25 protein-coding genes are annotated in these 25,537 nt (G+C 65.4%); 12 read left to right on the top strand and 13 right to left on the bottom strand.

The genetic code is table 11. The features are described from left to right. Positions 1-18: 18 nt before the first annotated feature. On the bottom strand, positions 19-942 hold the full coding sequence (locus tag AOA14_RS12280) for an alpha/beta fold hydrolase (RefSeq protein WP_062902020.1): 924 nt from the start codon (positions 940-942) through the stop codon (positions 19-21). 17 nt (positions 943-959) lie between these two features. Beyond that, positions 960-1,187: a hypothetical protein gene (locus AOA14_RS19810; protein WP_202988254.1), complete on the bottom strand. Its 228-nt coding sequence runs from the start codon at positions 1,185-1,187 to the stop codon at positions 960-962. A gap of 28 nt (positions 1,188-1,215) precedes the next feature. Here AOA14_RS19810 and murA point away from each other — a divergent pair, with 28 nt between their 5' ends. Beyond that, on the top strand, positions 1,216-2,499 hold the full coding sequence (murA, locus tag AOA14_RS12275; RefSeq protein WP_003049268.1) for a UDP-N-acetylglucosamine 1-carboxyvinyltransferase: 1,284 nt from the start codon (positions 1,216-1,218) through the stop codon (positions 2,497-2,499). On the opposite strand, the gene AOA14_RS12270 is transcribed toward murA, so the two are convergent. The 9 genes from AOA14_RS12270 to AOA14_RS12230 all read right to left on the bottom strand — a co-directional run bounded on the left by AOA14_RS12270 (position 2,496) and on the right by AOA14_RS12230 (position 11,991). Then, positions 2,496-3,452 (bottom strand): DMT family transporter, encoded by a 957-nt coding sequence (locus AOA14_RS12270; protein ID WP_062902019.1) that lies wholly within the window; start codon positions 3,450-3,452, stop codon positions 2,496-2,498. The genes murA and AOA14_RS12270 overlap by 4 nt on opposite strands. After that, positions 3,449-4,450, bottom strand: coding sequence for a threonine aldolase family protein (locus AOA14_RS12265; RefSeq protein WP_062903144.1), 1,002 nt, complete (start codon positions 4,448-4,450; stop codon positions 3,449-3,451). Before AOA14_RS12265 ends, AOA14_RS12270 begins: the two co-directional genes overlap by 4 nt. A gap of 112 nt (positions 4,451-4,562) precedes the next feature. Further along, positions 4,563-4,745 carry a hypothetical protein gene (locus tag AOA14_RS12260; protein ID WP_062902018.1) on the bottom strand — a complete coding sequence of 61 codons (183 nt, stop codon included), beginning with the start codon at positions 4,743-4,745 and terminating at the stop codon, positions 4,563-4,565. Positions 4,746-4,847: 102 nt separating this feature from the next. After that, on the bottom strand, positions 4,848-5,498 hold the full coding sequence (locus AOA14_RS12255; RefSeq protein WP_062902017.1) for a DUF1345 domain-containing protein: 651 nt from the start codon (positions 5,496-5,498) through the stop codon (positions 4,848-4,850). Next, positions 5,495-6,712, bottom strand: coding sequence for an argininosuccinate synthase (locus tag AOA14_RS12250; RefSeq protein WP_062765536.1), 1,218 nt, complete (start codon positions 6,710-6,712; stop codon positions 5,495-5,497). The genes AOA14_RS12255 and AOA14_RS12250 overlap by 4 nt, the downstream gene beginning before the upstream one ends. A 624-nt stretch (positions 6,713-7,336) precedes the next feature. Further along, complete coding sequence (locus tag AOA14_RS12245; protein WP_062902016.1) at positions 7,337-8,572, bottom strand: SAM-dependent methyltransferase; 1,236 nt, start codon at positions 8,570-8,572, stop codon at positions 7,337-7,339. Positions 8,573-8,615: 43 nt separating this feature from the next. Next, complete coding sequence (locus AOA14_RS12240) at positions 8,616-9,386, bottom strand: molybdopterin-dependent oxidoreductase (RefSeq protein ID WP_062902015.1); 771 nt, start codon at positions 9,384-9,386, stop codon at positions 8,616-8,618. Beyond that, the gene (locus AOA14_RS12235; protein ID WP_062902014.1) at positions 9,383-10,240 is read right to left on the bottom strand and encodes a cytochrome b/b6 domain-containing protein; all 858 of its coding nucleotides are present in this window, start codon (positions 10,238-10,240) and stop codon (positions 9,383-9,385) included. Before AOA14_RS12235 ends, AOA14_RS12240 begins: the two co-directional genes overlap by 4 nt. A gap of 47 nt (positions 10,241-10,287) precedes the next feature. Beyond that, positions 10,288-11,991, bottom strand: a complete 1,704-nt coding sequence (locus tag AOA14_RS12230) for a class I adenylate-forming enzyme family protein (protein ID WP_062902013.1) — start codon at positions 11,989-11,991, stop codon at positions 10,288-10,290. Positions 11,992-12,068: 77 nt separating this feature from the next. Here AOA14_RS12230 and lgt point away from each other — a divergent pair, with 77 nt between their 5' ends. The 6 genes from lgt to AOA14_RS12200 all read left to right on the top strand — a co-directional run bounded on the left by lgt (position 12,069) and on the right by AOA14_RS12200 (position 18,062). Beyond that, complete coding sequence (gene lgt / locus AOA14_RS12225) at positions 12,069-12,950, top strand: prolipoprotein diacylglyceryl transferase (RefSeq protein WP_062902012.1); 882 nt, start codon at positions 12,069-12,071, stop codon at positions 12,948-12,950. 25 nt (positions 12,951-12,975) lie between these two features. Beyond that, a complete protein-coding gene (locus tag AOA14_RS12220) occupies positions 12,976-14,013 on the top strand; it encodes a class I SAM-dependent methyltransferase (protein WP_062902011.1) in 1,038 nt (345 codons plus the stop codon). Continuing rightward, positions 14,010-14,528 carry a GNAT family N-acetyltransferase gene (locus AOA14_RS12215; protein ID WP_062902010.1) on the top strand — a complete coding sequence of 173 codons (519 nt, stop codon included), beginning with the start codon at positions 14,010-14,012 and terminating at the stop codon, positions 14,526-14,528. The genes AOA14_RS12220 and AOA14_RS12215 overlap by 4 nt, the downstream gene beginning before the upstream one ends. Next, entirely contained in the window at positions 14,525-15,292 is a 768-nt protein-coding gene (pgeF, locus tag AOA14_RS12210; protein ID WP_062902009.1) for a peptidoglycan editing factor PgeF, read from the top strand. Before AOA14_RS12215 ends, pgeF begins: the two co-directional genes overlap by 4 nt. After that, positions 15,289-16,695 (top strand): SLC13 family permease, encoded by a 1,407-nt coding sequence (locus AOA14_RS12205; RefSeq protein ID WP_062902008.1) that lies wholly within the window; start codon positions 15,289-15,291, stop codon positions 16,693-16,695. Before pgeF ends, AOA14_RS12205 begins: the two co-directional genes overlap by 4 nt. Before the next feature lie 74 nt (positions 16,696-16,769). After that, positions 16,770-18,062: a cystathionine gamma-synthase family protein gene (locus tag AOA14_RS12200; protein ID WP_062902007.1), complete on the top strand. Its 1,293-nt coding sequence runs from the start codon at positions 16,770-16,772 to the stop codon at positions 18,060-18,062. A gap of 38 nt (positions 18,063-18,100) precedes the next feature. Here AOA14_RS12200 and AOA14_RS12195 read toward each other — a convergent pair whose 3' ends face one another. Continuing rightward, entirely contained in the window at positions 18,101-18,820 is a 720-nt protein-coding gene (locus tag AOA14_RS12195) for an HAD family hydrolase (protein WP_082819916.1), read from the bottom strand. A 107-nt stretch (positions 18,821-18,927) separates the two neighbouring features. Between AOA14_RS12195 and AOA14_RS12190 the strand changes: the two genes are divergently transcribed. The 5 genes from AOA14_RS12190 to AOA14_RS12170 all read left to right on the top strand — a co-directional run bounded on the left by AOA14_RS12190 (position 18,928) and on the right by AOA14_RS12170 (position 22,901). Beyond that, positions 18,928-20,034: an ABC transporter permease gene (locus AOA14_RS12190; protein ID WP_003049217.1), complete on the top strand. Its 1,107-nt coding sequence runs from the start codon at positions 18,928-18,930 to the stop codon at positions 20,032-20,034. Then, positions 20,034-20,858 carry an ABC transporter ATP-binding protein gene (locus AOA14_RS12185; RefSeq protein ID WP_003049215.1) on the top strand — a complete coding sequence of 275 codons (825 nt, stop codon included), beginning with the start codon at positions 20,034-20,036 and terminating at the stop codon, positions 20,856-20,858. The genes AOA14_RS12190 and AOA14_RS12185 overlap by 1 nt, the downstream gene beginning before the upstream one ends. Further along, on the top strand, positions 20,858-21,799 hold the full coding sequence (locus AOA14_RS12180) for an MlaD family protein (RefSeq protein ID WP_003049211.1): 942 nt from the start codon (positions 20,858-20,860) through the stop codon (positions 21,797-21,799). Before AOA14_RS12185 ends, AOA14_RS12180 begins: the two co-directional genes overlap by 1 nt. Positions 21,800-21,801: 2 nt before the next feature. Then, positions 21,802-22,422 (top strand): ABC-type transport auxiliary lipoprotein family protein, encoded by a 621-nt coding sequence (locus AOA14_RS12175; protein ID WP_062765570.1) that lies wholly within the window; start codon positions 21,802-21,804, stop codon positions 22,420-22,422. A 158-nt stretch (positions 22,423-22,580) separates the two neighbouring features. After that, positions 22,581-22,901, top strand: a complete 321-nt coding sequence (locus tag AOA14_RS12170; protein WP_003049205.1) for a DMT family transporter — start codon at positions 22,581-22,583, stop codon at positions 22,899-22,901. Positions 22,902-22,905: 4 nt separating this feature from the next. On the opposite strand, the gene pepN is transcribed toward AOA14_RS12170, so the two are convergent. Then, positions 22,906-25,497 carry an aminopeptidase N gene (gene pepN / locus AOA14_RS12165; RefSeq protein ID WP_062902006.1) on the bottom strand — a complete coding sequence of 864 codons (2,592 nt, stop codon included), beginning with the start codon at positions 25,495-25,497 and terminating at the stop codon, positions 22,906-22,908. Between the last annotated feature and the right edge of the window lie 40 nt (positions 25,498-25,537).

Genomic DNA, 25,537 nt, shown 5'->3' with positions numbered 1-25,537 from the left:
GCTAAACGGCGACGCGGGTCAGTTTGCGGCGAGAAATTCGTCCATCGCGGCGTTGACCGCATCGGGCGCTTCCCAAGGCACAAAATGGCCGCAGCCCGGCACCTTCACGATGGAGATATCGGGCACCAGTTCTTCGATCCCGTCGAGATTGCACGGGGGCAGCGCGACATCGTCGAGCGCCCAGACGACCAGCGTCGGGATCGTCAGCTTCGGAAAAGGCATCGCGGGCGGCTCGGCATAGGGGTCGTCCATTGCGGGCACATTGGCGGGCGAACCGCGATACCAGTTGATCATTGCGCGGCAGGTGTCGCGATCCTCCCAATCCTTGAGCAGCCGGGCGATCTCGTCGGGCGGCTGGATCCCGCCGCTCGGCACCCTGCCCGCAAAGGCATGGGCAAGGATGCCCGCGATGCCATGCTCCTCGATAATCGCATCGCTGGCAGGATCGCGGAAGGTGCGGATATACTGGCTCGCGGCGCGCTGCTCGGCATTGGTCAGCAGCAGGCGCTGAAAGATCGCAGGGTGCGGCGCATTGGCGATGACCGCCCGCGTGACGCGGCCCGACCATTCGGGATGCAGCCCTCCTGGCTGACCGCCGAGCGCCACGCCCCACGCGATCGCCCCACCCCAATCATGCCCGACGACCGTAAAATCGCCGACGTCCAGCGCGTCGGCGAGCGCAAAGATATCGGCGATCAGCTTGTCGGGGGTGTAGGAGGCGGCGTCCTGCGGCTTCGACGACCCGCGATAGCCGCGCTGATCGGGCGCGATGCAGCGGAAATGCTGCGCGAAATGCGGCAGCTGAAAGCGCCAGGTGCGGTGCGATTCGGGAAAGCCGTGGAGGAATATCAGCACCGGCGCATCGCGCGGCCCCATATCAACAACGTCGAGTTCGACCCCCGTCGCCAGCCTGACCCGCACCTGATCGAAATCGCCGCTCATGCATCGCTCCTCTGGTTTCATTTCAAAACCGTCTGGCCGAGCGCGGCGCCGCTGGCAAGCTGCAACAAATGGCGGGTCGGTGGCGACTGCGGCGGCGTTTGGCGGATTGGCGGCATTGGGTTGGAGAGCGGACGTTGCGGCAAATCGCCTTGCGTTCGCCGGCGCAAGCCGGGGTGCAAGTCCGGGATGACGATGCCGTAAATATCGTACTTCGGTCGCAACCCGACCACCGCATCCGCTTGCACGCACCCACGCATCCGCTAAAGACGCCCGATGGATCAGATCGTCATTCGCGGCGGCCAGCGACTCAAGGGCCGTATCCCCATCTCGGGCGCCAAGAACGCCGCGCTCACCCTTCTACCCTGTGCGCTGCTGACCGACGAGCCGCTGACCCTGCGCAACCTGCCGCGGCTCGCCGACGTCGATGGCTTCGGGCATCTGCTCAACCAGCTCGGCTGTTCGACGACGATCGAAGGATCGCGGCCCGAGGATTTCGGCCGCGTGATGACCGCGCGCGCGACGACGCTGACCTCGACCGTCGCACCCTATGACATCGTCCGCAAGATGCGCGCGTCGATCCTCGTGCTCGGCCCGCTGCTCGCGCGCGCGGGCGAAGCCACCGTGTCGCTGCCGGGCGGCTGCGCCATCGGCAATCGCCCGATCGACCTGCATCTGAAGGCGCTGGAAGCGTTCGGCGCCGAGATCGAGCTCGCGTCGGGCTATGTGAAGGCCGTCGCCCCCGGCGGGCGCCTTGCCGGCGGCAAGTTCACCTTCCCCGTCGTCTCGGTCGGCGCGACCGAAAATGCGGTGATGGCGGCAGTTCTCGCCAAGGGCACCTGCGTTCTCGAAAACGCCGCGCGCGAGCCCGAGATCGTCGATCTGTGCAACTGCCTGGTCGCGATGGGCGCGCATATCGACGGCATCGGGACCGAAACGCTGACGATCGAAGGCGTCGACCGCCTGCATGGCGCGACCTATCGCGTGATGGCCGACCGCATCGAGGCGGGCAGCTACGCCTGCGCCGCGGTGATCACCCAGGGCGATGTCGAACTGGTCGGTGCCAAGGCCGACGAGATGGAAGCGACGCTCGCCGCGCTGCGCGAAGCCGGTGCGACGGTCGAGACGACCAAGGCCGGGATCCGCGTCGCTATGGACGGCCGCGCCGAGCCCGTCACGCTATCGACCGCGCCCTACCCCGGCTTTGCCACCGACATGCAGGCGCAGTTCATGGCGATGGCGACGCTCGGTACGGGCGCCTCGCTGTTCACCGAGACGATCTTTGAAAACCGCTACATGCACGTCCCCGAACTCGCGCGCATGGGCTGCGACATCCAGGTCAAGGGCCGCACCGCGATCGTCCGCGGCGTCGATCATCTGGTCGGCGCGCCGGTGATGGCGACCGACCTGCGCGCATCGATGAGCCTGATCATCGCGGGGCTGGCGGCGCAGGGCCAGACCGAGGTCAACCGCGTCTATCACCTCGACCGCGGCTATGAGCGGCTGGAGGAAAAGCTGCAGGCGGTCGGCGCCGATATCGAACGGATCAGCGCGGGCTAGTCGCTCTCGACCGGCATCGACACCATATTGCCGCTGACGGAGGGTTTGGCAGGCCGTTTCGCGACCGCGATCACCAGTCCGACAAGCGCGACCGCGCCGCCCGCGATCGACAGCGGCGCCCAGTGATACCCCTCGAGCGCGGTCGAAAAGCCCATCGCGATGATCGGTATGAGCACGCTCGACCACGCCGCCTGGCCCGGCCCCACCGCGCGGATGACGCCGAAATAGAGCGGAAAGGTCACTGCGCTCGCAATGACGCCGAGATAGAAGACGCCGCCGATATAGGCCGGCGTCGCCTCGATCTGCGGCTGACCGGTGGTGATCCACGCAAAGGCGCCGTCGGCAAGCGCGCCGAACAGCATGGCCCACGCGATCATCACGATCATCGACTGCGCGCGCGCGAAATGCGTCCCCTGCATCACATTGGAAATCGAGGCGCTGAGCACCCCCGACAGGGTGAGCGCGGTTCCGATCAGCACGGCGTGCGCGTCGAGCGCGGCGGCGCGATATTCGTGCAGGATCATCATCGCCACCCCGACGATCGCAATCCCCGCCCCCGCCAGAAAGCGCCCCTCGACCGGCGTGCGGAGGAACAGGCGGCCAAGCAACGTGTTGGGAACGATCAGCAACGCGAACAGCACCGCCACCAGCCCCGACGTGATATGCTGTTCGGCGCGGTAGACGAAATTGAAGTTGAAGGCGAATTGCGCGACGCCGAGCATGGCGGCAAATGCCAGCGCGCGCGGACCCGGCATCAATTGCTCACGGCGGACGACGGCAAAGGCGAACATTGCCGCCGCCGCAACCGCAAAACGATAGGTGACCGACCAGCTCGGCGGTACGATGCCAAGCTGTCCCTTGATGACGATCCAGGTCGACCCCCAGATCAGCGTTACCAGCGCAAAGGGAAGCAGGACGCGCGGGCTGAGCAGCGACGCCGACGGTGCGGTCATAGCGCCGCGATCGCGGCGGCGAGCGGCGCCACTGCGGCGGCATCCTGGTCCCAGCTCGTGACAAGACGAGCGGCGCCCTCGCCCCAATCGTAAAAGTCGAAGCCCCGGGCGCGCAGGTCGGCGGCTTCCTCGGCGCTCAGCCGCACGAAGAGTTCGTTCGCCTCGACGGGGTGCATCAGCCGGTCGCCGCACGCCTGCGCGAGCGCCTGCGCGCCGGCGTTGGCGGCGCGCGCATTGGCGAGCCACAGATCGTCCTTCAGCATCGCGCGAATCTGCGCTGCGACGAAGCGTCCCTTGCTGAGCAGATGTCCGCCGCGCTTCTTGAGCTCGCGCACCCCCGCCCCGCCGCTGCCACCAAAGAAAACCAGTGCCTCGGCCATCATCGCACCATTTTTGGTGAAACCGAACGACAGCGCATCGACTCCCGCGCGCCACGTCACATCGGCGGGCGAACAGCCGGCGAAGGCGACTGCATTGGCAAAACGCGCGCCATCCATATGCAGCTTCATGCCATTGGCGCGCGCTATTTCACTGATTTCGCGCACTTCGTCCGGCCGCCACGCCAGGCCATATTCGGTGGCGTTGGTGATGCTGATCGCGGCGGGCTGCACCTGATGCACATCCCTGCGGATACCGGCGATCCGCGCCTTCAGCGCATCGGCGTCGATCTTCGCGCCCGCGCCCGGCAGCGTCATCAGCTTGGCGCCGCCCGAATAGAAGGTCGGCGCGCCGCATTCGTCGACTTCGATATGCGCCTCTTCATAGCAGAGGATGCCCTGCCACGGCCGCACGAAATGGGCGAGGATGATGCTGTTCGCCGCGGTGCCGGTCGCGATCCACACCACCTCGCAAGAGGTTTCGAACAGGTCTGAAAAGGCCGCGTCGAGCGACCGGCTGATCGCGTCGCCGTCATAGGCGGTGTCGACATGATTGGCGGCGACGAGCGCCTCCATTACGGCGGGATGGACGGCGGCGGCATTGTCCGAAAAAAAGCGCATGGCGGTCATGACGTCGCCCTTAGCGCAGGATGTGACGTCATGCTAAGCCGTTATTTGTGAAATTCAGTGCCATTCGTTCGCGAAATCGAGACAATATACTTTCCAAAGGAAGTTAATGGCGACGGCGATAGATTTTCCGGCCCAGCGAGCGCGACCAGCGCACATAATAAGCGCCGGGCAGTAGCAGGCGCGTGGCGATGCCATGCGTCGTTACGATCAGGGCAAAGCGTGGCAGCCAGACAAGGCAGGGCATCCATTCGTGACGGGCGGAATCATGGGCGGGCGGCGCATCCATATGCTGTTCTCCGAGTCCGCCCCATGCCGCAAATTAGCATAGGCGACCGGAAATGAAGACCGGAAACGGCATGTCGCGCGACCATCGGCCCGGCAATCCGGTTCAACCGCCGCTGAGACTGTTTATCGTGAAAGCGATGACGCCGATGTTGAAGACGAAAGCGGCAAAGCTCTGGACCAGCGCGATGCGGCGCCAATGCGGGCTGTGGATCTCCACATCGCTGGTCTGAAAGGTCATCCCCAGCGTGTAGGCGAAATAGGCGAAATCCCAATATCCGGGCTGGCGCTCGCCGGGAAATTCGATGCCGCCGCGATACTCGCCCTTGCGATCGGGCGCGTAGAACAGATGCGCATAGTGCAGCGCGAACACCATGTTGAAGAACAGCCAGGCGACGAGCAGCGTGCCGAGCACCAAAATCTTCTGCCAGAGCAGCGGCGCGTCGGCGCGGCCGTGGAGAATGAAGCCGACGCCGAACAGCACAAGCATCAGCACCGCGACGGTGATCGCGAGCGAGATGAGCTGATCGGGATCGTTGCGCTGGGCCTGTTCGCGGATCGCGCCATTGCCGTCGCGGAACAGCGGCACCAGCGTTGCGAAGAAGACCAGTGCTGCGGCGACGAAGCCGAGCAGCGCCGCCTCGGGCCAAGCGAAGCGCAGATGAAAGAGCAGTATGTCGGCGAGCAGGACGGTGAACAGCACAAAGCGCCACGGCACCCGGGCCTGCCGGATCGCCGTCTTGCCCGTCTGCGTCACCGATCGCGCTTCGCGAGCAACTTGAGACGCAGCGCGTTCAGCTTGATGAAGCCCGCCGCATCCTTCTGGTCATAAGCGCCGGCATCATCCTCGAACGTTACATGCGCTTCGCTGTAGAGGCTGTTCGGCGACTTGCGGCCGACGACGCTGGCATTGCCCTTGTAGAGCTTCAGGCGGACGGTGCCGCTCACCTTTTCCTGACTGTGGTCGATCGCGGCCTGCAGCATCTCGCGCTCGGGCGCGAACCAGAAGCCATTGTAGATGAGCTCGGCATATTTCGGCATCAGCTCGTCCTTTAGGTGCGCCGCGCCGCGATCGAGCGTGATGCTTTCGATCCCGCGATGCGCCCGGGCATAGATTTCGCCGCCCGGCGTTTCGTACATACCGCGCGACTTCATGCCGACGAAGCGGTTTTCGACGAGGTCGAGGCGGCCGATGCCATGCTTGCGGCCAAGGTCGTTGAGCGCCGCAAGCAGCGTCGCGGGCGACATCGCCTGACCGTTGAGCGCGACGCCATCGCCGCGTTCGAAATCGATCGTGATATATTCGGGCGCGTCGGGTGCATCCTCGGGATTCACGGTGCGCGAATAGACGTAATCGGGCGTTTCCTGCCACGGATCCTCGAGCACCTTGCCTTCCGAGGACGTGTGCAGCAGGTTCGCGTCGGTCGAGAAGGGGCTTTCGCCGCGCTTGTCCTTCGGCACCGGAATCTGGTTCTTTTCGGCGAAGTCGATCAGCGCGGTGCGGCTCGTCAGATCCCATTCGCGCCACGGCGCGATCACCTTGATGTCGGGGTTGAGCGCATAACAGGACAGTTCGAAGCGCACCTGGTCATTGCCCTTGCCCGTCGCGCCGTGCGCCACCGCGTCGGCGCCCGTTTCGCGCGCGATTTCGACCAGCCGCTTCGAAATCAACGGCCGCGCGATCGACGTGCCGAGCAGATAATCGCCTTCATAACGCGCATTGGCGCGCATCATCGGGAAAACGAAGTCGCGCACGAATTCCTCGCGCACATCGTCGATATAGATATGCTCGGGCTTGATCCCCATCAGCTCGGCCTTGGCCCGCGCCGGTTCGAGTTCCTCGCCCTGTCCCAGATCGGCGGTGAAGGTCACCACCTCGCACCCATAGGTGACCTGCAGCCATTTCAGGATGACGCTGGTGTCGAGTCCCCCTGAATAGGCAAGGACGACGCGCTTGATGGATTCGGACATGGCAGCACCTTCTGGCGGGAAATGACGCGGGCGCGGCTAGCAGGACTGCCGACGCGGCGCAACGGCCCGATCGGAAAAAGAGACGGAAAACTGCGAAACTTCACGCGCAAATCATAGTCGCGCAGCCGCTGGCGGCCTCAACGGCAGCCCAAACGCGACAAGAGAACCGAGGCGCAGGGTCAAACTATCTCCCTCTTCGCTTTAGGGGCGATCGGGTCGAAGCGGCGAAGCGGCGAAGCGGCGAAGCGATCAATATGGGTGGAAATAAACGGCATAAACAGGAGGCTAGCGCGACCCGGTTTTGTAGGACAGCGACTTTCTGGGATGAAATGGCGGCATCCGACCGGTTGCGGACTTATTTTCCTTCGTCATCCCGGACTTGATCAGGGATCCATTCACGCAGCGTCGGAATAATGGATCCCTGATCAAGTCCGGGATGACGACTGAGGTGGAGCCCAGCATCTATATGTGTTCCCCGGCGAAGGCCGGGGCCTAGGGCTTTACGGCACCGACGTCAGCGTTCGACGCCCTAGACCCCGGCTTTCGCCGGGGAACACGAAGCGGTGAGCGGCGAAGTCCCCTTCCACCCCGAAGCAGACCCCTGTCGCCCTTCCCATCGCGAGGCTAAAGATAATGCTCCTCGGCTTCAGCCATATAGTCGCGGGTCAGCGGCAGGGCGTGGCGGCTGCGGGCGAACTGGATCTGGTAATTGCCCATCCCGCCGCTTTCGAAGGCCGCGGTGGCGCCGGCCAGGTAGAAGGTCCACATGCGATAGAAGCGTTCGTCCATCATGGCGACGATCTCGCCCCGATGCGCCAGCGTGCGCGCATACCATTGGCGCAGCGTAAGCGCATAATGCAGCCGCAGCGTTTCGACGTCGGTGACGATCAGCCGGCTCTTTTCGCTCGCCGCGACCGTTTCGCTGAGCGCGGGGATATAGCCGCCGGGGAAGATATATTTGCGCGTGAAGGCGTCGGTCGCGCCGGGTTTACCGAAACGGCCGATGGTGTGGAGCAGCATCACGCCGTCGGCGGTCATCAGATTGGCGCAGGCGCGAAAGAAGGTTTCGAAATTGGCGGCGCCGACATGTTCGAACATGCCCACCGACACGATCCGGTCGAAACCCCCGACCTCGCGCTCGGCAAGGTCGCGATAGTCGATCAGTTCGAAGCGCACCCGGTCGGCCACACCCGCCGCCGTGGCGCGTTCGCGGGCGAGCGCGAGCTGTTCTTCGGACAGGGTGATCCCCAGCACCTCGACCCGTTCGAGCTGCGCGAGGGCGATCGCCATGCCGCCCCATCCGCAGCCGATGTCGAGCACGCGCTGCCCCGGCGCGAGCGCCAGCTTGGCCGCGATATGCGCCTTTTTCGCCGCCTGAGCCTCCTCCAGCGTCATGTCGGGGCGCGGCCAATAGGCGCAGCTATATTGCATGTCGCTGTCGAGGAAGAGGCGGTAGAGGTCGTTGCCGATGTCGTAATGATGCGCGACATTCGCGCGCGACGAGCGCCGGCGGTTGATCGAATTGAGCCGCGTCTTCATCCCCTCGATCCATTCGCCGAGCGCGGTCTTGTCCTTGAGCTTTGCGCCGCGGTCCCACGGCGTGTTCGCGCGCAGCAGGCCGATCAGCTCCATGATATCGCCCTGAACGATCTCCATCTCGCCGTCCATGAAGGCTTCGGCGGCGCCGAGCCGCGGATCGAGGATGATGCGGCGCATCCCCTTTCGCGTGGTAAAACGCACCGTCACTTCGGGATAGCCGGCGGCTGGCGCGCCGAAGCTTTCGCTGCTCCCGTCCGGCGACAGGACGGTCAGCTGGCCGTGACGGATGACGCGGGCCAGGAACGGGCGGAGAATGGACATGGGTGCGACCTTTTTTTGCGTCTTGCCTGCCCCCTGCGGCCCCCTAAATACCCGCATACCATTCATAATCAATGCGGTCTTCCCAGAAGCCGCCCTTCCCCGCCCCCACCTTTTCGAGGCTGGCGACCGCTTCGATGCCGGTCAGATATTTGGCATGCTTGTAACCGAGCTGCCGCTCGATCCGCAGCCGCAACGGCGCGCCGTTGGCGATCGGCAATACCGATCCGTTGAGCGCCCACGCAAGGATGGTTTGCGGATGAAGCGCATCGACCATGTCGCAGCTTTCATAATAAGCCGCGCCTCCGATCCGGTCGGCACAATGAAAGACGATATAGCGCGCCGCATCGCGCACCCCTGCCGCTGCCAACACTTGGCGCAGTTGCGGCCCCATCCATTCGGCGATCGCGCTCCAGCCCTCGACGCAGTCGTGGCGGGTGATCTGCCGACGTTGCGGCATCGCCCGCAAATCGGCGAGCGACAGCGACAAGGGCCGCGCGACCAGCCCCGATACGCGAACACGCCAGTCGGCAAAGCCGTTCGCGGCGTGCGCGGGATAGTCTGCCCCTTCGGGCAGGCGGGTGCCGTTGGCGCGAAAGACGGGCGACAGGTCGGCGCGGCCATATTCGGGGGCGAGGGCGTCGCGATCCGTCAGCGCCCGCTGGCTGGCGCGGTTCATCTCCTCGCCCATCGACAGGATCTTGCGCACTGCGGGCGCCTCGTTGACCCGATCGCACGCAGCGAGCAGCGGCAGCGCGGCCGCCATACCGCCCGCGCGGACGATCAGTTCGCGTCGCGGCAGGATCAGGCCGGTCATGCGTTTTCTCCCACGCGAGGCTTGTCGGCCGGCAGACGGAACCAGCCCGTAAGCATCGAGCGCAGTTCGTTGACCGGCCCGGCGAGCAGCACCATCGCGATATGGACGAGGAAGAAGGCGACGAGCGCCCAGGCCAGGATGAAATGGATCGAGCGCGCCGACTGGCGCCCGCCGAACAGGTCGAGCAGCCACGGCGCCGCGGCGTTCATCCCCGGCGACATCGTCAGCCCGGTTGCGATCATCAGCGGCAGCAGCACGAAGATCACGCCGATATAGCTGAGCTTTTGCAGGATATTGTACCGCGCCGCCGCTTCGCCCGTCGGAAAGCGCAGCCGGGCGTGATCCTTGATATCCTGCCAGATATGCCCCGGCGACCATTCGGGGCGCCGGACGTGCAGATCCTTGCGCAAATGCCCGCCGATCGCGGTCCACAGCATATAGAGCGTCAGGCTGATCGCCAGCACCCAGGCGAAGAAGAGGTGCCAGCGCCGCCCGTCGGCAAGGCTGTAGCTGGTGGGAATCGTCGCCCAGCCCGGAAAGGCCCAGGTCTTCGTCGCACCATTGGCGTCGGTCCAGCGGCCAAGCACACCCGTCGTGTCGATCTCGACCGCGGCAATGCGGAGGTAGCCGCGATTCGCCTTCGACCCGATCGACAGCCACGGCTGGTCGTAGTTCGCGCCATATTGCCCCCAATAGAGGCGCGGGTGCGCGTTGAAGATCATCAGCCCGCTCATCAGCATGACGAGCAGCGTCGCGGCGTTGATCCAGTGCCAAAGCCGCGTCGGCAGCCGATGGCGATAGACGCGCGGCGGCGGGGCGGCCGCGGGGGCGACGGGGGACTGGTCCTCTTCCATATCCCTCATTCGCTCCCGCTCCCTCTCCGGTTACGCCGTCGTTGCGATCATGCCGCGGGCTGAGCCGCAAATTCCTCGCGATATTTGTTGCGCAGGCTGACCTTGTCGATCTTTTCGCTGCCCAGCTTCGGCAGCGCATCGGTTGCCATCCAGATGCGATAGGGCACCTTGAACGCCGCCAGCCGCTCCTGCAGGAAGGCCGTCAGTTCGTTTGCATCGACGCTGCTCTCGGGTTTCAGCCACACGACCGCGCCGACTACTTCGCCCAGCCGCTCGTCGGGCAGGCCGAACACCGCGCATTCGTTGACGTCGGCATGTTCGTAGATCGCCGCCTCGACCTCCTGACAGCTGATATTCTCGCCGCCGCGGATGATGATGTCCTTCTTGCGATCGACGATGAACAGATAGCCGTCGGCATCAAGATAGCCGAGGTCGCCGGTGCGGAAATAGCCATTGTCGAAAAAGGCCGCCTTGGTCGCCGCCGGATTGTTCCAATAGCCTTCGAAATTGCAGATCGACCGGATGCATACTTCGCCGACCTGTCCCTGCGCGAGCGCCGCGCCATTGTCGTCGAGGATCGCAAGATCGACGAGCGGTTTCGACGCCGGGCCGGTCGAAAGCGGCTTTTCGACGTAATTTTCGTTGATGATGCCGCAGCCCACGGCGTTGGTTTCGGTAAGGCCATAGCCGAGCAGCGGCTTGCCCTCGCCCATTTCGGTCGCCAGGCGCTTCACATGTTCGGGCGGGCGCGGCGCCCCGCCGCCGGCGTAGCTCTTGCACGTCGACAGATCGTAATTCTTGCGGTTCGGATGGACGAGAATCTCGTAGCTCATCAGCGGCACGCCGACGAAATAATTGACCTGTTCGTCCTGGATCAGCCGCATCGCCTCTTCGGCATTCCACTTCGGCATCAGCACAAGCTTCCGGCCGAGCGCGAAGCTTTGCAGGAACACCGGGATTTCGGCGGTGACGTGGAACAGCGGGGTGCAGATCAGCGTCGCGGGCTGAATATCGGACATCTGCCCGTCTTCGGTCAGAAGATGGACGATGCTCGCGGTCTGGGTGACATAGTTGAAGATCGCCTGGACCACCGAACGGTGACGCGAATAGGCGCCCTTCGACTGACCCGTCGAACCGGAGGTAAAGAGAATCGTCGCCAGATCATCACCCGTCAGCGCGGGCAAGGCGGTGTCGGCGCTGCCGCTGACCGGCGCGATCGCTTCGGCGATCGGGCGCGTGATGTCGAGCGTCACGACCTTGGCACTGTGCGTCACGCCGGGTTCGGCCAGTCGCGCCGCGCGCTGCGGATCGGCGATCACCAGCTTCGCCTCCGCATCCTCGATTCCCGCGGCCAGCTCGCCGCCCTGCCACCAGCCGTTGAGCAGGGTCGCGCAGCCGCCCGCAAGCAGGATGCCGAGGTAGCTGACGCACCAGACATTGGCATTGCGCATCGCCAGCCCGACACGGTCGCCGCGCGCGACGCCGTGCGTTTCGATCAGTCCCGCCGCAACTTTCCGCGCGGCGGCATAGACCTGTTTGAAGCTCAGCCTTTCATCGCCTTCGACCAGAAAGGTGGCGTCGCCATGCTGCGCACAAAAAAACGCAACATAGTCGCCCAGATTCGTCGGCGCATTGGTGATGAAGGGCAGCGAACGCCCGTCCTTTTCGATGGATCCGACCTGGATCGGCCCGCCCGGGCCGGTGATCAGTTCATATGCGGCGTCCAGGCGCAGATCGAGCGCGGATGGCATCCTGTATCTCTCCTCTTGGTCTCGTGGCGCTTACCCCTTATGGGGAAGCCCTCTCCTGGGGAAGGTTCCGAGAATATATGTTTCTTTTTGCAACCCTAGCCGAAGCAACGCAATATGTGAACTTCCATGACCTGATGGGAGACAATAGCGCGATTGCCTTTTCGGTATTCGGGCTACCGATCCGTTGGTACGCCCTCGCCTATCTCGCGGGCATTTTCGTCGGCTATTGGTATCTTACCAAGCTGATCGACCAGCCGGGCTCGCCGATGGCGCCCCGTCACGCCGACGACATGATCTTCTATGCGATGCTGGGAATCATCCTGGGCGGACGCATCGGCTATGTCCTGTTCTACAATCTGGAATCCTACATTCGCGACCCCGCCGCGGTCTTTCGCCTCTGGGACGGCGGCATGTCGCTGCACGGCGGCGTGCTCGGCGTGCTGGTCGCGATCTGGTATGTGACGCGCAAGGAGAAGCTCAGCTTTCTGCGCTTTTGCGACTATGTTGCGTGCGTTGTGCCCTTCGGCCTCTTTTTCGGCCGCCTCGCCAATTTCGTGAACGGAGAGCTGTGGGGTCGCGCCACGACGGTGCCGTGGGCGATCATCTTTCCCGAAAGCGGGACGATGGACCCGCGACATCCCAGCCAGCTTTACGAAGCCGGGCTGGAAGGCATCGTCATGATGGCGGTGCTCGCCTGGTTCTTCTGGCGCACCGATGCGCGCTACAAGCCCGGATTCCTGTTCGGCATGGCCGCGATCCTCTATGGCGTCAGCCGTTTCGTCGTCGAATATTTCCGCGAGCCCGATGTCCAGCGCCAGTGGGTCGTCGATATGACCGGCCTGTCGATGGGCCAGTGGTTGACCGTGCCGATGCTGCTCGCCGGCATCTGGCTCGTTGCCACCGCCAAGGGCCGGCGCCAGCGCGTCGAACCCGTCGCGGGGTCCGACAGCATTGCCTGACGGACCGCCGACCCCCGACGATTTGATGAGGGAAATTGCCGCGGCGCGGACGGTGACGGTCGCCGATTATATGGCGGCGGCGAACGCGCATTATTATGCGACGCGCGACCCGCTCGGCGCCGCGGGCGATTTCACCACGGCGCCCGAAATCAGCCAGATGTTCGGCGAAATGGTCGGCATCTGGATCGCCGACCTGTGGACCCGTGCGGGCGGCCCCGCCTTTCATTATGTCGAACTGGGGCCGGGGCGCGGCACACTCGCCGCCGACGCGCTGCGCACCGCCGCCCGCTTCGACTGCAAGCCGCAGGGCCTCCACCTCGTCGAGACGAGCCCCGCGCTGCGCGCGGCGCAATCGGCGCGCCTGCCGGACGCAGAGCATCATGACGAGATCGACAGCCTGCCGGACGACCTGCCGCTGATCGTCATCGCCAATGAATTTTTCGACGCGCTGCCCGTCCATCAATATGTGGCAACGAAGGACGGCTGGCGCGAGCGCATCGTCGTGCGTGGGGGCAACAGCATAACTGCTGCTCCGGACACGGTTCCAGCCGACGAGGCCATACCGCCAGCGCTGCGCGACCGCACCGAAGGCACGATCGTCGAAACCGCGCCCGCCGCCGCCGCGGTGATCCATCGGTGCAGCGCGAGGCTCGCACGGCAGGGCGGTGCGCTGCTCGCAATCGACTATGGCTATTGCGGCCCCGCCACCGGCGACACGCTGCAGGCGGTAAAGGCGCATCGTTTCGCCGATCCCTTCGCCGATCCGGGCGAGGTCGACCTGACCGCCCATGTCGACTTCGCGGCGCTTGCCCATGCCGCGCGGCGCCCCGGCACGAACGTCTTCGGCCCCGTTGATCAGGGCGCGTGGTTGCAGGCGATGGGCATCGACGCCCGCTTGCAGACGTTGGTCGCTGCCTCGCCTGCACGCGCGGGCGATTTGCAGAGACAGCGCGACCGGCTGGTCGCGGGTGATCAGATGGGAACATTGTTCCAGGCGATGGCGCTGACCGGCGCCGGCTGGCCGCAGCCCGCCGGATTCGATAGTTCGGGAGAGATTGCATGACCGACGTCACGCTCGCCACCGCTGCCGACGCCGACGCGCTGTCGCGCTTTGCCGAAGCCGCCTTCGTGCAGACCTTCGGTCATATCTACGATCCCGCCGACCTGGCGAGCTTTCTCGCGGACTGGAATCCGCCCGAGAAACTGCGCGCGCAGATCGCCGATCCCGCGATGGTAGTCGCGCTCGTCCGCGGCGCCGACGAGGCGATCCTCGGCTATATCAAGCTTGGCCCCATCGATTTCGATCTGCCCGATGGGCAGCCGGCGGAGGGCGCGACCGAACTCCACCAGCTTTATGTCGCCGCCGAAGCCAAAGGGACGGGCGTTGCCGCGGCGCTGATGCAATGGGGCATCGACTGGGCGCGCCAAAGGGCATCGATCCTCTATCTGTCGGTCTTCACCGAGAACCCGCGCGCGCAGGCTTTTTACCGCCGCTATGGCTTCGTCGATGTCGGCCGCAACGCATTCCGCGTCGGCAATCATATCGACGAAGACCGGATCTGGAGGCTCGACCTGTGACCCCGCCTTTCACCACCGCCGCCCCGCTCGCCGGGGTCGCGCACGGATTTTTCGGACGGCGCGGCGGCATGTCGACCGGCGACCTTGCCTCGCTCAACTGCGGCGTCGGATCGGGCGACGATGCCGCGCTGATTGCGGAAAATCGCCGCCGCGTCGGCGCCACCGTGCTGCCCGGCGCTACTCTGACAGGGCTTTATCAGGTGCATGGCAATCGCTGCCATATCGTCGATGCGGACAGCGACCTTGCCGCCCGACCCGAAGCCGACGCGCTGGCGACGCGCACGCCGGGCATCTTGCTCGGCATCCTCACTGCCGATTGCGTCCCGGTGCTGTTTGCCGATCGCTCGGCCGGCGTCGTCGCGGCGGCCCATGCCGGGTGGAAAGGCGCAATCGCGGGGGTCACCGACGCGGCGCTCGGCGCGATGGAAAGCCTCGGCGCGCGGCGCAGAAATGTCGTCGCCGCGATCGGCCCCTGTATCGGCCGCGCGTCCTATGAGGTCGATGACAGTTTCGTGCAGCGCTTCGTCACCGACGATCCCGCCAACGAACGCTTCTTCGCGGCCGGCAAGCCGGGACACGCCATGTTCGACATCGCCGCCTATGTCGCGGCGCGCCTCGCGGCCGCGGGCGTCGCCAAGGTTGCCATCGGCGGGCAGGACACCTACGCCGAAGCAGAGGAATATTTCAGCTATCGCCGCGCCTGCCATAAAAGCGAGAACAGCTATGGCCGGCAGCTTTCGGTGATCGGATTGGGGGACGGATGACGCGCACGCGCCTGCTCGGGCTGATCGGCGGCTTGCTGGCTTTCGTCGCGATGCTGGCGCTGCCGGCCCCCGCGGGCATGGAACCGACGGCGTGGCGCGTTGCGGCGCTGACCGTCCTGATGGCAATCTGGTGGATGACCGAAGCGATGCCGCTGACCGTCACCGCACTCCTTCCCTTCCTGACCGTCCCGGCCTTCGGGGTGATGGACGCCAATGCCATCGCCAAGGAATATTATTCGCCGATCCTGTTTCTGATCCTGGGCGGCGCGTTCCTCGCGCTCGCGATCGAGCGCGTCGGGCTGCACCGCCGGCTCGCACTGGCGCTGCTCAAGCGCGCGTCGCCGACCGCGACCGGGCTGCTCTTCGCCTTCATGGCGGCGACCGCGCTGCTCAGCATGTTCATTTCCAACACGTCCACCGCGCTCATCATGGTGCCGATCGCGCTGGCGGTCGTCGGAGCCGCCGGCGCCCGCGAGGGCGATACCGAGGGTTTCCCCGGCGCCGTGATGATGGGGATTGCCTTCGCCGCTTCGCTCGGCGGACTGGGCACATTGGTCGGCAGCCCGACCAACGCCATTGCCGCGGGCCTGATCGAGCGGACGCTCGGGCTGCACATCTCCTTCCTCGACTGGGCGATTTATGGCGTGCCGGTGGTGCTTGTGTCGGTGCCCTTTGCGATGATCGTCCTTGCGCGGGTGCAGCGGCTTGCCGAGCATCCGTTCGACGGGCGCGCGGCGGCGGCCGCGCTCGGCAACCAGGCAATCTGGTCGACCGCCGAGCGGCGCGTCGTGCCCGTGTTTCTGCTCGTGCTGATCGCCTGGGTGATGCAGCCCTGGCTCGAACCGCTGTTCCCGAAGGGCGCGCTGACCGACGGCACCGTCGCGGTGGCGGGCAGCCTGCTGCTGTTCGTCGTGCCCGACGGTACCGGCCGGCCGCTGCTCGTCTGGAAGGAAGCCGATCGCGCGCCCTGGGGCGTCATCATGATGTTCGGTGGCGGGCTTGCCCTCGCTGCCGCAATCACCCAGAGCGGACTTGCTGCCTGGCTGGGCGCCGTTCTCGCACCGCTCGGTTCGATCCCGACGATCCTCCTTGCGGCGGTGATCGTCGCGCTGACGATCCTGATCACCGAATTCGCCAGCAATGTCGCAACGGCGAGCGGCATCATGCCCGTGCTCGCCGCGCTGATCGCGGCCACCGGCACCGATCCCGTCCTCCTTGCCCTGCCCGTCGCGATGGCGGCAAGCTGGGGCTTCATGCTGCCATCGGGAACCGGCCCCAACGCGCTCGCCTGGGCGACGGGCAACATCGCTCTGCCGCGTATGCTCAAGGCGGGGCTGGCGCTCGATCTGCTCGGCGTACCGCTGCTGATCGGCATTATCTGGGCCATCGCCGCGCTTGCCTGACCCGGCTGACCGCGAACCGGTTTCAATCGTAACCAGCCTTGCTATAGCTGCGCGATCATTTTCAGGAGCATGTCATGGCCACGCGCGGCAAGAACAAGGCGAATATCGAAGCAGTCGGCGGCAAGAAGCTGACCCCCGCGACGCAGATGATGGGGCACGGCTATGACCCTTTTCTGTCCGAAGGTTCGTTGAAGCCGCCGATCTTCCTGACCTCGACCTTCGCGTTCGAAAGCGCGGCGGCGGGCAAGCGCTTCTTCGAACATATCACCGGCAAAAGGCAGGGCCCCGCCGACGGCCTCGTCTATTCGCGCTTCAACGGCCCCAATCAGGAGATCGTCGAAGATCGGCTCGCGCTGTGGGACGGCGCCGATGATGCGCTCGTCTTTTCGAGCGGGATGTCGGCGATCGCGACGCTGATGCTGGCGCTCGTCGGACAGAATGACGTGATCGTTCATTCGGGTCCGCTCTATGCCGCGACCGAAACGTTGGTTGCACGCATCCTGTCGCGCTTCGGCGTCGGCTTCGTCGATTTCCCGGCGGGCGCGACGCGCGAACAACTCGACGACGTGCTGGCCCGCGCCCAGGCGCTCGCCGACGAAAAGGGCGGCAAGGTCGCGCTCGTCTATCTCGAAAGCCCGGCCAACCCGACCAACGCGCTCGTCGATGTCGAGGCGGTGCGCGGCGCACGCGATGCCGCCTTCCCCGGCGACCACAAGCCCGCGATCGCGATCGACAACACCTTCCTCGGCCCGCTCTGGCAACAGCCGCTCAAGCAGGGCGCCGAACTCGTGGTCTATAGCCTGACCAAATATGCCGGCGGTCATTCGGACCTGGTCGCGGGCGGTGTGGCGGGCGATCAGCGGCTGATCGACATCATCCGGCCGATGCGCAACACGATCGGCACCATCTGCGATCCCAACACGGCGTGGATGCTGCTGCGCAGCCTCGAGACGCTCGAACTGCGCATGAGCCGGGCGGGCGAGAATGCGCTGAAGATCTGCACCTTCCTGCGCGATCATCCCAAGGTCGAAGGACTAGGCTATCTCGGCTTCATTGCCGACCCGCGCCAGCAGGACATCTTCGACCGCCACTGCAGCGGCGCGGGATCGACCTTCTCGCTGTTCATCAAGGGCGGCGAGGAAGAGAGCTTCCGCTTTCTCGACTCGCTCAAGATCGCGAAGCTCGCGGTCAGCCTCGGCGGCACCGAAACGCTCGCGAGCCATCCGGCGGCGATGACGCATCTGTCGGTCCCCGACGAACGCAAGAAAGCGTTGGGCATCACCGACAATCTCGTCCGCATCTCTATCGGGATCGAGGATGCTGACGATCTGATCGCCGACTTCGCGCAGGCACTGGACGCGGTCTGAGCGGAAGCGAGGCAAGCCCTCCCGCACCGCCGGGATGACTATGTCTTCTGCCGCCAGTCGACGACGGCCCATCCCCGCTGCGGCGCCAGCTTCTTCAGCGCGCGCGACGGCGTCGTCGCCACCGCCTCGTCGGCGAAGCCCAGCATCGGATGATCGGAGACATGATCCGAATAGGCGCGGATGTGCGCGTCTTCGCGGGTGATGGCATTATCGGCGAGCCATTCGCCGATGCGCGCGAACTTGGCCGCGCCATAGCAATTGTCGCCCGCCAGCCGCGCGTGGATATGATCGGCGCCGTCGGGTGCGTCGAGGCGGGTCGCCAGCACATCGTCGATGCCCAGCCGCCGCGCGATCGCATCGACATAGAGATGGAAGGACGCGGTCGCGAGGAGGACGCGGTAACCCGCCGCGCGGTCGGCCGCGATCTGGTCGAGCGCCGCCGCGTGCACGCCGCGCGCGATGACCTGATCGGCATAGCTTTCGGCGAGCGGAGCGATCTCGGCGCGGTGGAAACTCTTTCCGACCAGCAGCCGCAGATTGATCGCCTTCAGCCGCGACCGGTCGATCAGCCGCAAGGAATAGGCAGCGGCGGCAAGCGCCACCAGCGGCAGCAACAGCAGCCGCCATTGCTGGCGCCGCCGCGCAACGTGCATCAGAAAGCCGCTATACGTCCCCGACCGCGTGATCGTGCGGTCCATGTCGTACATCGCGACACGATGCGCATAGTCGCGGACGGGATCGAGCGTCGGAACCTCCATACTCCCGCTATAACCGCGCGCCCACCGCCGGCCAAGAGCGCAGCCTGCCGCAAGCGCGGCCAATTCGCTTGCCGTGCCCTGGCAAATAATCCAATGTCGCCCGCGTCATGGCGGTTTGGGCGGACTTCGAAACGAATGATGGCGCTGACGGCGCAGAGGTCCGCTTCTCGGGCCGGTTGACGCTCGCCCGGATGGGCGACCTGCCGCAGCGGCTCGACGAGCTTGGACCGATTTCGCTCCTCGATCTTTCAAATATTACCCGCATCGACACCGTCGGGGCGTGGATCGTGACGCGCACGATGCATCGCCACGACGCGAAGGTCGTCGGCGCGAGCCAGGATGCGCAGCGGCTGCTCGACGCGCTGGCGAACGACACCAGCGAGTATCGCATCCATGGCGACCGGCGCCCTGCCTGGGTGCGTATGCTCGAACAGCTCGGCACCGCAAGTGTGGCGATCTGGAACGAACTGCTTGGCATCATCGGCTTTTTCGGCGCGATGGTCGTCGCGCTGTTCAACCAGATCCGCGCGCGCCGCGCGATCCGCTGGAATGCGATCGTCACGCGGTTCCAGACCGTCGGCGTCGACGCGCTGCCCATCATCGGGCTGATGAGCTTCCTTATCGGCATCGTCATCGCGCAGCAGGGATCGGTGCAGCTCAAGCAATTCGGGCTCGAGGTGTTCACGATCAACCTCGTCGGCCGTGCCTCGATCCGCGAGCTGGGATTGCTGATGACCGCAATCATGGTCGCCGGCCGGTCGGGTTCGGCCTTCGCCGCGCAAATCGGAACGATGAAGCTGACCGAGGAAGTCGATGCGATGCGCACGATCGGCGTGTCGCCGATGGAGGCGATCGTCCTGCCGCGCGTCGCGGCATCGACGATCACCATGCCGCTGCTCGGCTTTTATGCCAGCATCTGCGCGATCATCGGAGGCGGCATCTTCTGCTGGGTCGGGCTGGAAATCCCGCCGCTGACCTATGTCCAGCGCATCCGTGAAATCATCCCGATGACCGATTTCTGGATCATGCTGATCAAGGCACCGGTTTTCGGCATCCTGATCGGCGTCACCGGCTGTTACGAAGGGATGCAGGTGCGCCAGAATGCCGAGCAAGTCGGCAAGCGGACGACCTCGGCGGTTGTCGCCGCCATCTTCCTCGTCATCGTTCTCGACGCCTTTTTCGCCGTTTTCTTCACCTCGCTGGGCTGGAACTGATGGCCGAGCTCATCGAACCCGAAAAATTCGACATTGCGATCAAGGTGCGCGGCCTGTGCAACCAGTTCGGCGATGCGGTGATCCACGAAGACCTCGATCTCGACGTGCGGTCGGGCGAGATATTGGGAGTCGTCGGCGGATCGGGCACTGGCAAGTCGGTGCTGATGCGGTCGATCATCGGGCTGCAGATCCCGACCGCGGGCGAGGTCGAAGTCTATGGCAAGACGCTCGACACGATCGTCGACGAAGAGGAATCGCGCGACCTGCGCCGTCGCTGGGGCGTGATGTTCCAGGGCGGTGCGCTGTTCTCGACGCTCACCGTTGCGGAGAATATCCAGGTGCCGCTGCGCGAATTTTATCCGCGCATGGACTCTGAACTGCTCGACGAAATCGCGGCCTACAAGGTCGCGATGGTCGGCCTGCCAAACGATGCCGGCCCCAAATATCCGGCCGAGCTGTCGGGCGGCATGGTCAAGCGTGCGGGACTGGCGCGGGCGCTGGCGCTCGATCCGGCGCTGCTGTTCCTCGACGAACCGACCGCGGGGCTCGACCCGATCGGCGCCGCGAAGTTCGACGAGCTGATCCGCGAACTGGCCGACACGATGGGGCTGACCGTGTTCCTGATCACCCACGACCTTGATTCGCTCTACGCCACCTGCGACCGGGTCGCGGTGCTGGCCGAGAAAAAAGTGATCGCGGTCGGCACGATTCCGGAACTTCTTGCCACCGAGCATCCTTGGATACAGGAATATTTCAACGGACCGCGCGGACGCGCCGCCTCTGGCAGCAACGACGCGCTGACGCGGGCAGATAGGAAGAGCTGATGGAAACGCGGTCGAACAATGTTCTGGTCGGGGCCTTCGTCCTGCTGTTCACCGTTGCGCTCGCGCTGTTCGTGGTCTGGCTGGCGAACGACAGCGGCGGCAAGCGTCAGGAATATGATATATTTTTCAAACAGTCTGTCGACGGATTGAACAAAGGCGCACAGGTGCAATTCTCCGGCGTTCCCGTCGGCCAGGTGCGGCAGATCGCGCTGTGGCCCGACGATCCGCAATTCGTCCGCGTGCGTATCGAAGTCGACGAGCATGTGCCGGTGCTGCAGGGGACGACCGCGGCGCTGGAAGGCGTCGGCTTCACCGGCGTATCGCAAATCTCGCTCGACGGCGCGGTCAAGGGCGCGCCGCCGATCGCCGACAAGGGCCCCGCCGGCAAACCGGTCATCCCGACGCGCGTTGGTGGGCTCGGCGAACTGCTCAACACCGCGCCGCAGCTTCTCCAGCGCCTGTCGACGCTGACCGAGCGGCTGGCCGAACTGGCCGACGACAAGAATCAGGCGAGCTTCGCGGCGATCCTGAAGAATGTCGAGCAATCGACCGCGATCCTCGCGCGCAACGGACCGGCGATCGAAGCCGCGCTCGCCGACACGCGCGTTGCGATCCAGCAGACGGGGACCGCGGCCGAACAGATCGGCAATCTTGCCGCCGCGACGCAGGGCACGATCGACCGCAATGTCGATCCTGCGATGCGCAATCTGCGCGACACGCTCGCCTCCGCAAACAAGTCGATGCAGACGCTCGAATCGGCGATTTCGGACGCCCGGCCCGGCCTCAAGACCTTCAGCGAAACGACGATTCCCGAAGCGAATGCGCTGATCCGCGACCTGCGCCGCACCTCCTCCTCGCTTTCGAGCCTGACCGACAAGCTCGATCAGCAAGGCGCGGGCGCGGTGCTCGGCGGCAGCAAGCTGCCCGATTACAAGAAATGAGGATGACGACCGCCATGCCCCACCCGCTTCGCCGTCTTCGCACCCCCGCGCTGCTCGCGCTGGGCGCGCTGTCGCTCTCGGCCTGTGTCAGTTTCGGCGGCAAGGCGCCGCCCTTTCTGCTCACGCTCGATTCCGATGTCGCCCCGGTCGTCGGCGAGGCGCGCTCGGCGGGCGAAGCGCAGACGCTGACGATCCTGATCCCGAATGCGCCGCAAAAGCTGCGCACCACGCGCATCCCGGTGCAGCAGGACGATGCGAGCGTCGCCTATGTCAAGGACGCCCAGTGGGTGGAGGCGCCGCAGCGCCTGTTCCAGCGGCTCCTGTCGGAAACCGTTGCGGCAAAAACCCCGCTGGTCGTGCTCGACGAAGGTCAGTATCTGACCGCACCGGGCGAACAGCTTGCCAGCCAGCTGCTCGAGTTCGGCGTCGATGCGCGCACCAACGAAGCGGTCGTCTCGCTCCAGGCGATGCGCGTCGCGGCGGGCGGCAAGACGGTCACACAGCGCCGCTTCGAGGTGCGCGAACCGATCGGCGGCAAGATCGAGGCAAAGCCGGTCGGCGAGGCGCTGACCCGCGCCGCTAACAAGGTCGCCGCGGACGTCGCGGCCTGGCTCGCAGGCTGACGCGCGCCGCGCCTCTTCGTCGCTCCACTCTTGCACTTTGCGCGCCTGCCCCTTAGGGGCGAGCCGCGGCCGCGATAGCCGCCTCTTTCGCGCATCGCCTCTTTCGGGTTTCCGGCGTGCGCCTCCCGCACGAGCCCGCCTGACGAAAGGACTCGCGCATGGGATGGTTCATCCTGGCAATCGCCGTTTTCACCGAAATTTGCTGGGCACTCAGCCTGAAATGGGCCGCAACGCTGGGCACGTGGCAGGCCTCGACGGTGCCGATCGCGCTCAGCTTCCTCAACATGGCGCTGCTCGCCTTTGCGATGCGCGAGATTTCGGCCGGCACCGCCTATGCAATCTGGACCGGCCTCGGCGCGGTCGGCGTCATCATCGGCGGTATCGTCCTGTTCGGCGAAAAAATCGGCACCGTGCAGATCGGCTTCATGGCGCTGATCGTGATCGGCGTCGTCGGCACCAAGCTGTCGGCGCCGGCCTGATCGCTCAGCCCAGCAAGCTCTTCGACGCCTGTTCGGTCGTGTCACGCGACAGGCCGGGCTGGGCGAGGATGCGTTCCAGTTCGGCGCGCATCATCGCGGCGCGCGCCTCGTCGAAGCGCTTCCACCGCCCGAGCGGCGGGATCATTCGCGCCGCGGTCTGCGGATTGCGCGGATCGAGCGCGATGACAAGGTCGGCGATCAGCCGATAGCCCGCGCCATCGGCCTGATGAAAGGCCGCCTGATTGCCCGTGAACGCCCCATAAAGCGATCGCACCCGGTTCGGATTGGACAGGGTGAAATCGGGATGCTCGGCCAGCTGGCGCACCGCCTCCACCGTGTCGGGGCGCATCGACCACGCCTGTACCTGGAACCATTTGTCGAGCACGAGCGGATTGTCGCGGTAGCGCTGATAGAAGATGTCGAGCGCATGGGCGCGTTCGTCGCTGTCGCCATGCGCGAGCGTCGCCAGCGCCGCCTGACGCTCAGTCATGCCGTCGGCATCCGAAAACACCCCGAAGACAAGCGCCGGGATATCGGCGATCCCCGTCGCGGCAAGATAGGCGAGCGCGACGCCGCGCAGGCGCCGTTCACCCTTGGCGTGCGGCGACAGGTCGGTCGCCGGCGGTGCCTTGCCCGCCAGTATCGCGCGCCATTCCTCCTCGAGCGCGCGGCCGATCGCGGCCTGCAGCGCCAGCCGTTCGCGGCGGATTGCGTCGGGATCGACGGTGAGCATCTGGTCGCCGATGAACGCCTCGCTGGGCAGCAGCACCGCCTCGGCAACGAAGGCCGGATCTTCGCCGCGCCCACGCAACGTCTGCGCCACCGCATCGACCACCGCCCGATGATCGACTTCATTCCCCGCCGCTGCCGCGACAAGCGTGTCGAGCATGAGCTGCTGCAAGGCTTCGTAGCGCGCGAAGGGGTCGTGATCATGCGCCGCAAGCCAGGCGAGTTCCCCCTGCGCGCGATCGAAATCGACGATGACCGGTGCCGAAAAGCCGCGGTTGACCGACAAGGCAGGGCGCCCGTCGAAGGCGCCGAGCGCGATCCGCTGCGTCGCACCGGTCAGCGTCACCAGCGTATCGGGCAGCGATGCACCGCCGCTTCTATCGAAGGCCGCGATACGCAGCGGCATCATCATCGGCAGTTTTTCGGGCTGGCCGGGGGTCGGCGGCACGGTCTGCACCACATCGAGCGCCCACTGCCCCTGATCCTCTGAAAGCGTCAGCTTGAGCCGCGGCGTCCCCGCCTGCTCGTACCAGCGGCGGAACTGGGTCAGGTCGATCGCCCCGCCCTCCTCCATCGCGCGCACGAAATCCTCGCACGTCGCGGCCTCGCCATCGTGGCGGTCGAAATAGAGGTCGGTGCCGGCGCGGAAGCGCTGCGGACCGAGCAGGGTCGCCATCATCCGGATGATCTCCGCGCCCTTGTTGTAAACGGTCGCGGTGTAGAAGTTGCTGATCTCCTGATAGCTGTCGGGCCGGATCGGGTGCGCGAGCGGCCCCGCATCCTCCGGATACTGTGCGGCGCGAAGCAGGCGGACATCCTCGATTCGCTTGACCGGTGCGGAACCCATATCGGCCGAAAAACTCTGGTCGCGATAGACGGTGAAGCCTTCTTTCAGGCTGAGCTGGAACCAGTCGCGACAGGTGACGCGATTGCCCGACCAATTGTGAAAATATTCGTGCGCGACCACCCCCTGCACCCCGTCATAGTCGAGGTCGGTCGCTGTGTCGGGATCGGCCAGGATATAACGCGTGTTGAAGATGTTGAGGCCCTTGTTCTCCATCGCCCCCATGTTGAAATCGCTGACCGCGACGATGTTGAACAGGTCGAGGTCATATTCGCGGCCATAGACGCGCTCGTCCCACGCCATGCTGTCCTTGAGCGCCTGCATCGCGTGGCCGGTGCGGCCCTCGTCGCCCGCGCGCACCCAGATGCCCAGTTCGACCTTGCGCCCCGACATGGTGGTAAAGCTGTCGCGGTTGACGACAAGATCGCCCGCGACGAGCGCGAAAAGATAGGAAGGTTTCGGCCAGGGATCTTCCCACAAAGCCCAATGGCTGCCGTCGTCACCCGCACCCTTTGCAACGCAATTGCCGTTCGACAGCAGGATCGGAAAGGCCGTCTTGTCGCCCGTCATCCGCACCTTGTAGCGGCTGAGGACGTCGGGACGGTCGGGATGGAAGGTGATCCGCCGGAACCCCTCGGCCTCGCACTGGGTGCAGAGCATGCCGTTCGAGGCATAAAGGCCCATGAGCCGGGTATTGGCCGTGGGATCGATCGCCGTATCGACCTCGACGACGGCGTGGGTACGATCGCCGAGATCGACGATCAGGTCGGCCCCCTCCATGTGCCAATCGTTCCAGCTTTCGCCATCGACGCACACCGCGAGCGGCGTCAGGCCGTCGCCGCGCAGCGTCAGCGGCGCCGGCGCATCGGCATGGCGCACGACCGACAGCGCCGCACCCACGCGCGTCGTATCGAGGCCGAGCGCGAAATCGAGCGCGATGTCGGGCACCTGCCATTCGGGCGGGCGATAATCGCTGCGGTGGATGGTGACGGGCGGAACGGGGGAGGAAGAAGCGTCGGTCATAATGCGGGTCTAGGCTTGCGCCGCGCGCCGCGCAATAAGG

The sequence above is a fragment of the Sphingopyxis terrae subsp. terrae NBRC 15098 genome, assembly GCF_001610975.1.
In the GTDB taxonomy this organism is placed as follows: domain Bacteria; phylum Pseudomonadota; class Alphaproteobacteria; order Sphingomonadales; family Sphingomonadaceae; genus Sphingopyxis; species Sphingopyxis terrae_A.
This window is presented reverse-complemented; position numbering and strand designations above follow the sequence as displayed.

Coding starts and splice junctions, on each gene's coding strand:
- AOA14_RS12200 (WP_062902007.1), top strand. CDS start 16,770: ATGGCCACGCGCGGCAAGAACAAGGCGAATATCGAAGCAGTCGGCGGC.
- AOA14_RS12190 (WP_003049217.1), top strand. CDS start 18,928: ATGGCGGTTTGGGCGGACTTCGAAACGAATGATGGCGCTGACGGCGCA.
- pepN (WP_062902006.1), bottom strand. CDS start 25,497: ATGACCGACGCTTCTTCCTCCCCCGTTCCGCCCGTCACCATCCACCGC.
- AOA14_RS12260 (WP_062902018.1), bottom strand. CDS start 4,745: ATGGATGCGCCGCCCGCCCATGATTCCGCCCGTCACGAATGGATGCCC.
- AOA14_RS12235 (WP_062902014.1), bottom strand. CDS start 10,240: ATGGAAGAGGACCAGTCCCCCGTCGCCCCCGCGGCCGCCCCGCCGCCG.
- AOA14_RS12280 (WP_062902020.1), bottom strand. CDS start 942: ATGAGCGGCGATTTCGATCAGGTGCGGGTCAGGCTGGCGACGGGGGTC.
- AOA14_RS12240 (WP_062902015.1), bottom strand. CDS start 9,386: ATGACCGGCCTGATCCTGCCGCGACGCGAACTGATCGTCCGCGCGGGC.
- AOA14_RS12175 (WP_062765570.1), top strand. CDS start 21,802: ATGACGACCGCCATGCCCCACCCGCTTCGCCGTCTTCGCACCCCCGCG.
- AOA14_RS12205 (WP_062902008.1), top strand. CDS start 15,289: ATGACGCGCACGCGCCTGCTCGGGCTGATCGGCGGCTTGCTGGCTTTC.
- AOA14_RS12195 (WP_082819916.1), bottom strand. CDS start 18,820: ATGGAGGTTCCGACGCTCGATCCCGTCCGCGACTATGCGCATCGTGTC.
- AOA14_RS12180 (WP_003049211.1), top strand. CDS start 20,858: ATGGAAACGCGGTCGAACAATGTTCTGGTCGGGGCCTTCGTCCTGCTG.
- AOA14_RS12215 (WP_062902010.1), top strand. CDS start 14,010: ATGACCGACGTCACGCTCGCCACCGCTGCCGACGCCGACGCGCTGTCG.
- lgt (WP_062902012.1), top strand. CDS start 12,069: ATGTTTCTTTTTGCAACCCTAGCCGAAGCAACGCAATATGTGAACTTC.
- AOA14_RS12245 (WP_062902016.1), bottom strand. CDS start 8,572: ATGTCCATTCTCCGCCCGTTCCTGGCCCGCGTCATCCGTCACGGCCAG.
- AOA14_RS12230 (WP_062902013.1), bottom strand. CDS start 11,991: ATGCCATCCGCGCTCGATCTGCGCCTGGACGCCGCATATGAACTGATC.
- AOA14_RS12250 (WP_062765536.1), bottom strand. CDS start 6,712: ATGTCCGAATCCATCAAGCGCGTCGTCCTTGCCTATTCAGGGGGACTC.
- AOA14_RS12170 (WP_003049205.1), top strand. CDS start 22,581: ATGGGATGGTTCATCCTGGCAATCGCCGTTTTCACCGAAATTTGCTGG.
- murA (WP_003049268.1), top strand. CDS start 1,216: ATGGATCAGATCGTCATTCGCGGCGGCCAGCGACTCAAGGGCCGTATC.
- AOA14_RS12270 (WP_062902019.1), bottom strand. CDS start 3,452: ATGACCGCACCGTCGGCGTCGCTGCTCAGCCCGCGCGTCCTGCTTCCC.
- AOA14_RS12265 (WP_062903144.1), bottom strand. CDS start 4,450: ATGCGCTTTTTTTCGGACAATGCCGCCGCCGTCCATCCCGCCGTAATG.
- AOA14_RS12185 (WP_003049215.1), top strand. CDS start 20,034: ATGGCCGAGCTCATCGAACCCGAAAAATTCGACATTGCGATCAAGGTG.
- AOA14_RS12220 (WP_062902011.1), top strand. CDS start 12,976: ATGAGGGAAATTGCCGCGGCGCGGACGGTGACGGTCGCCGATTATATG.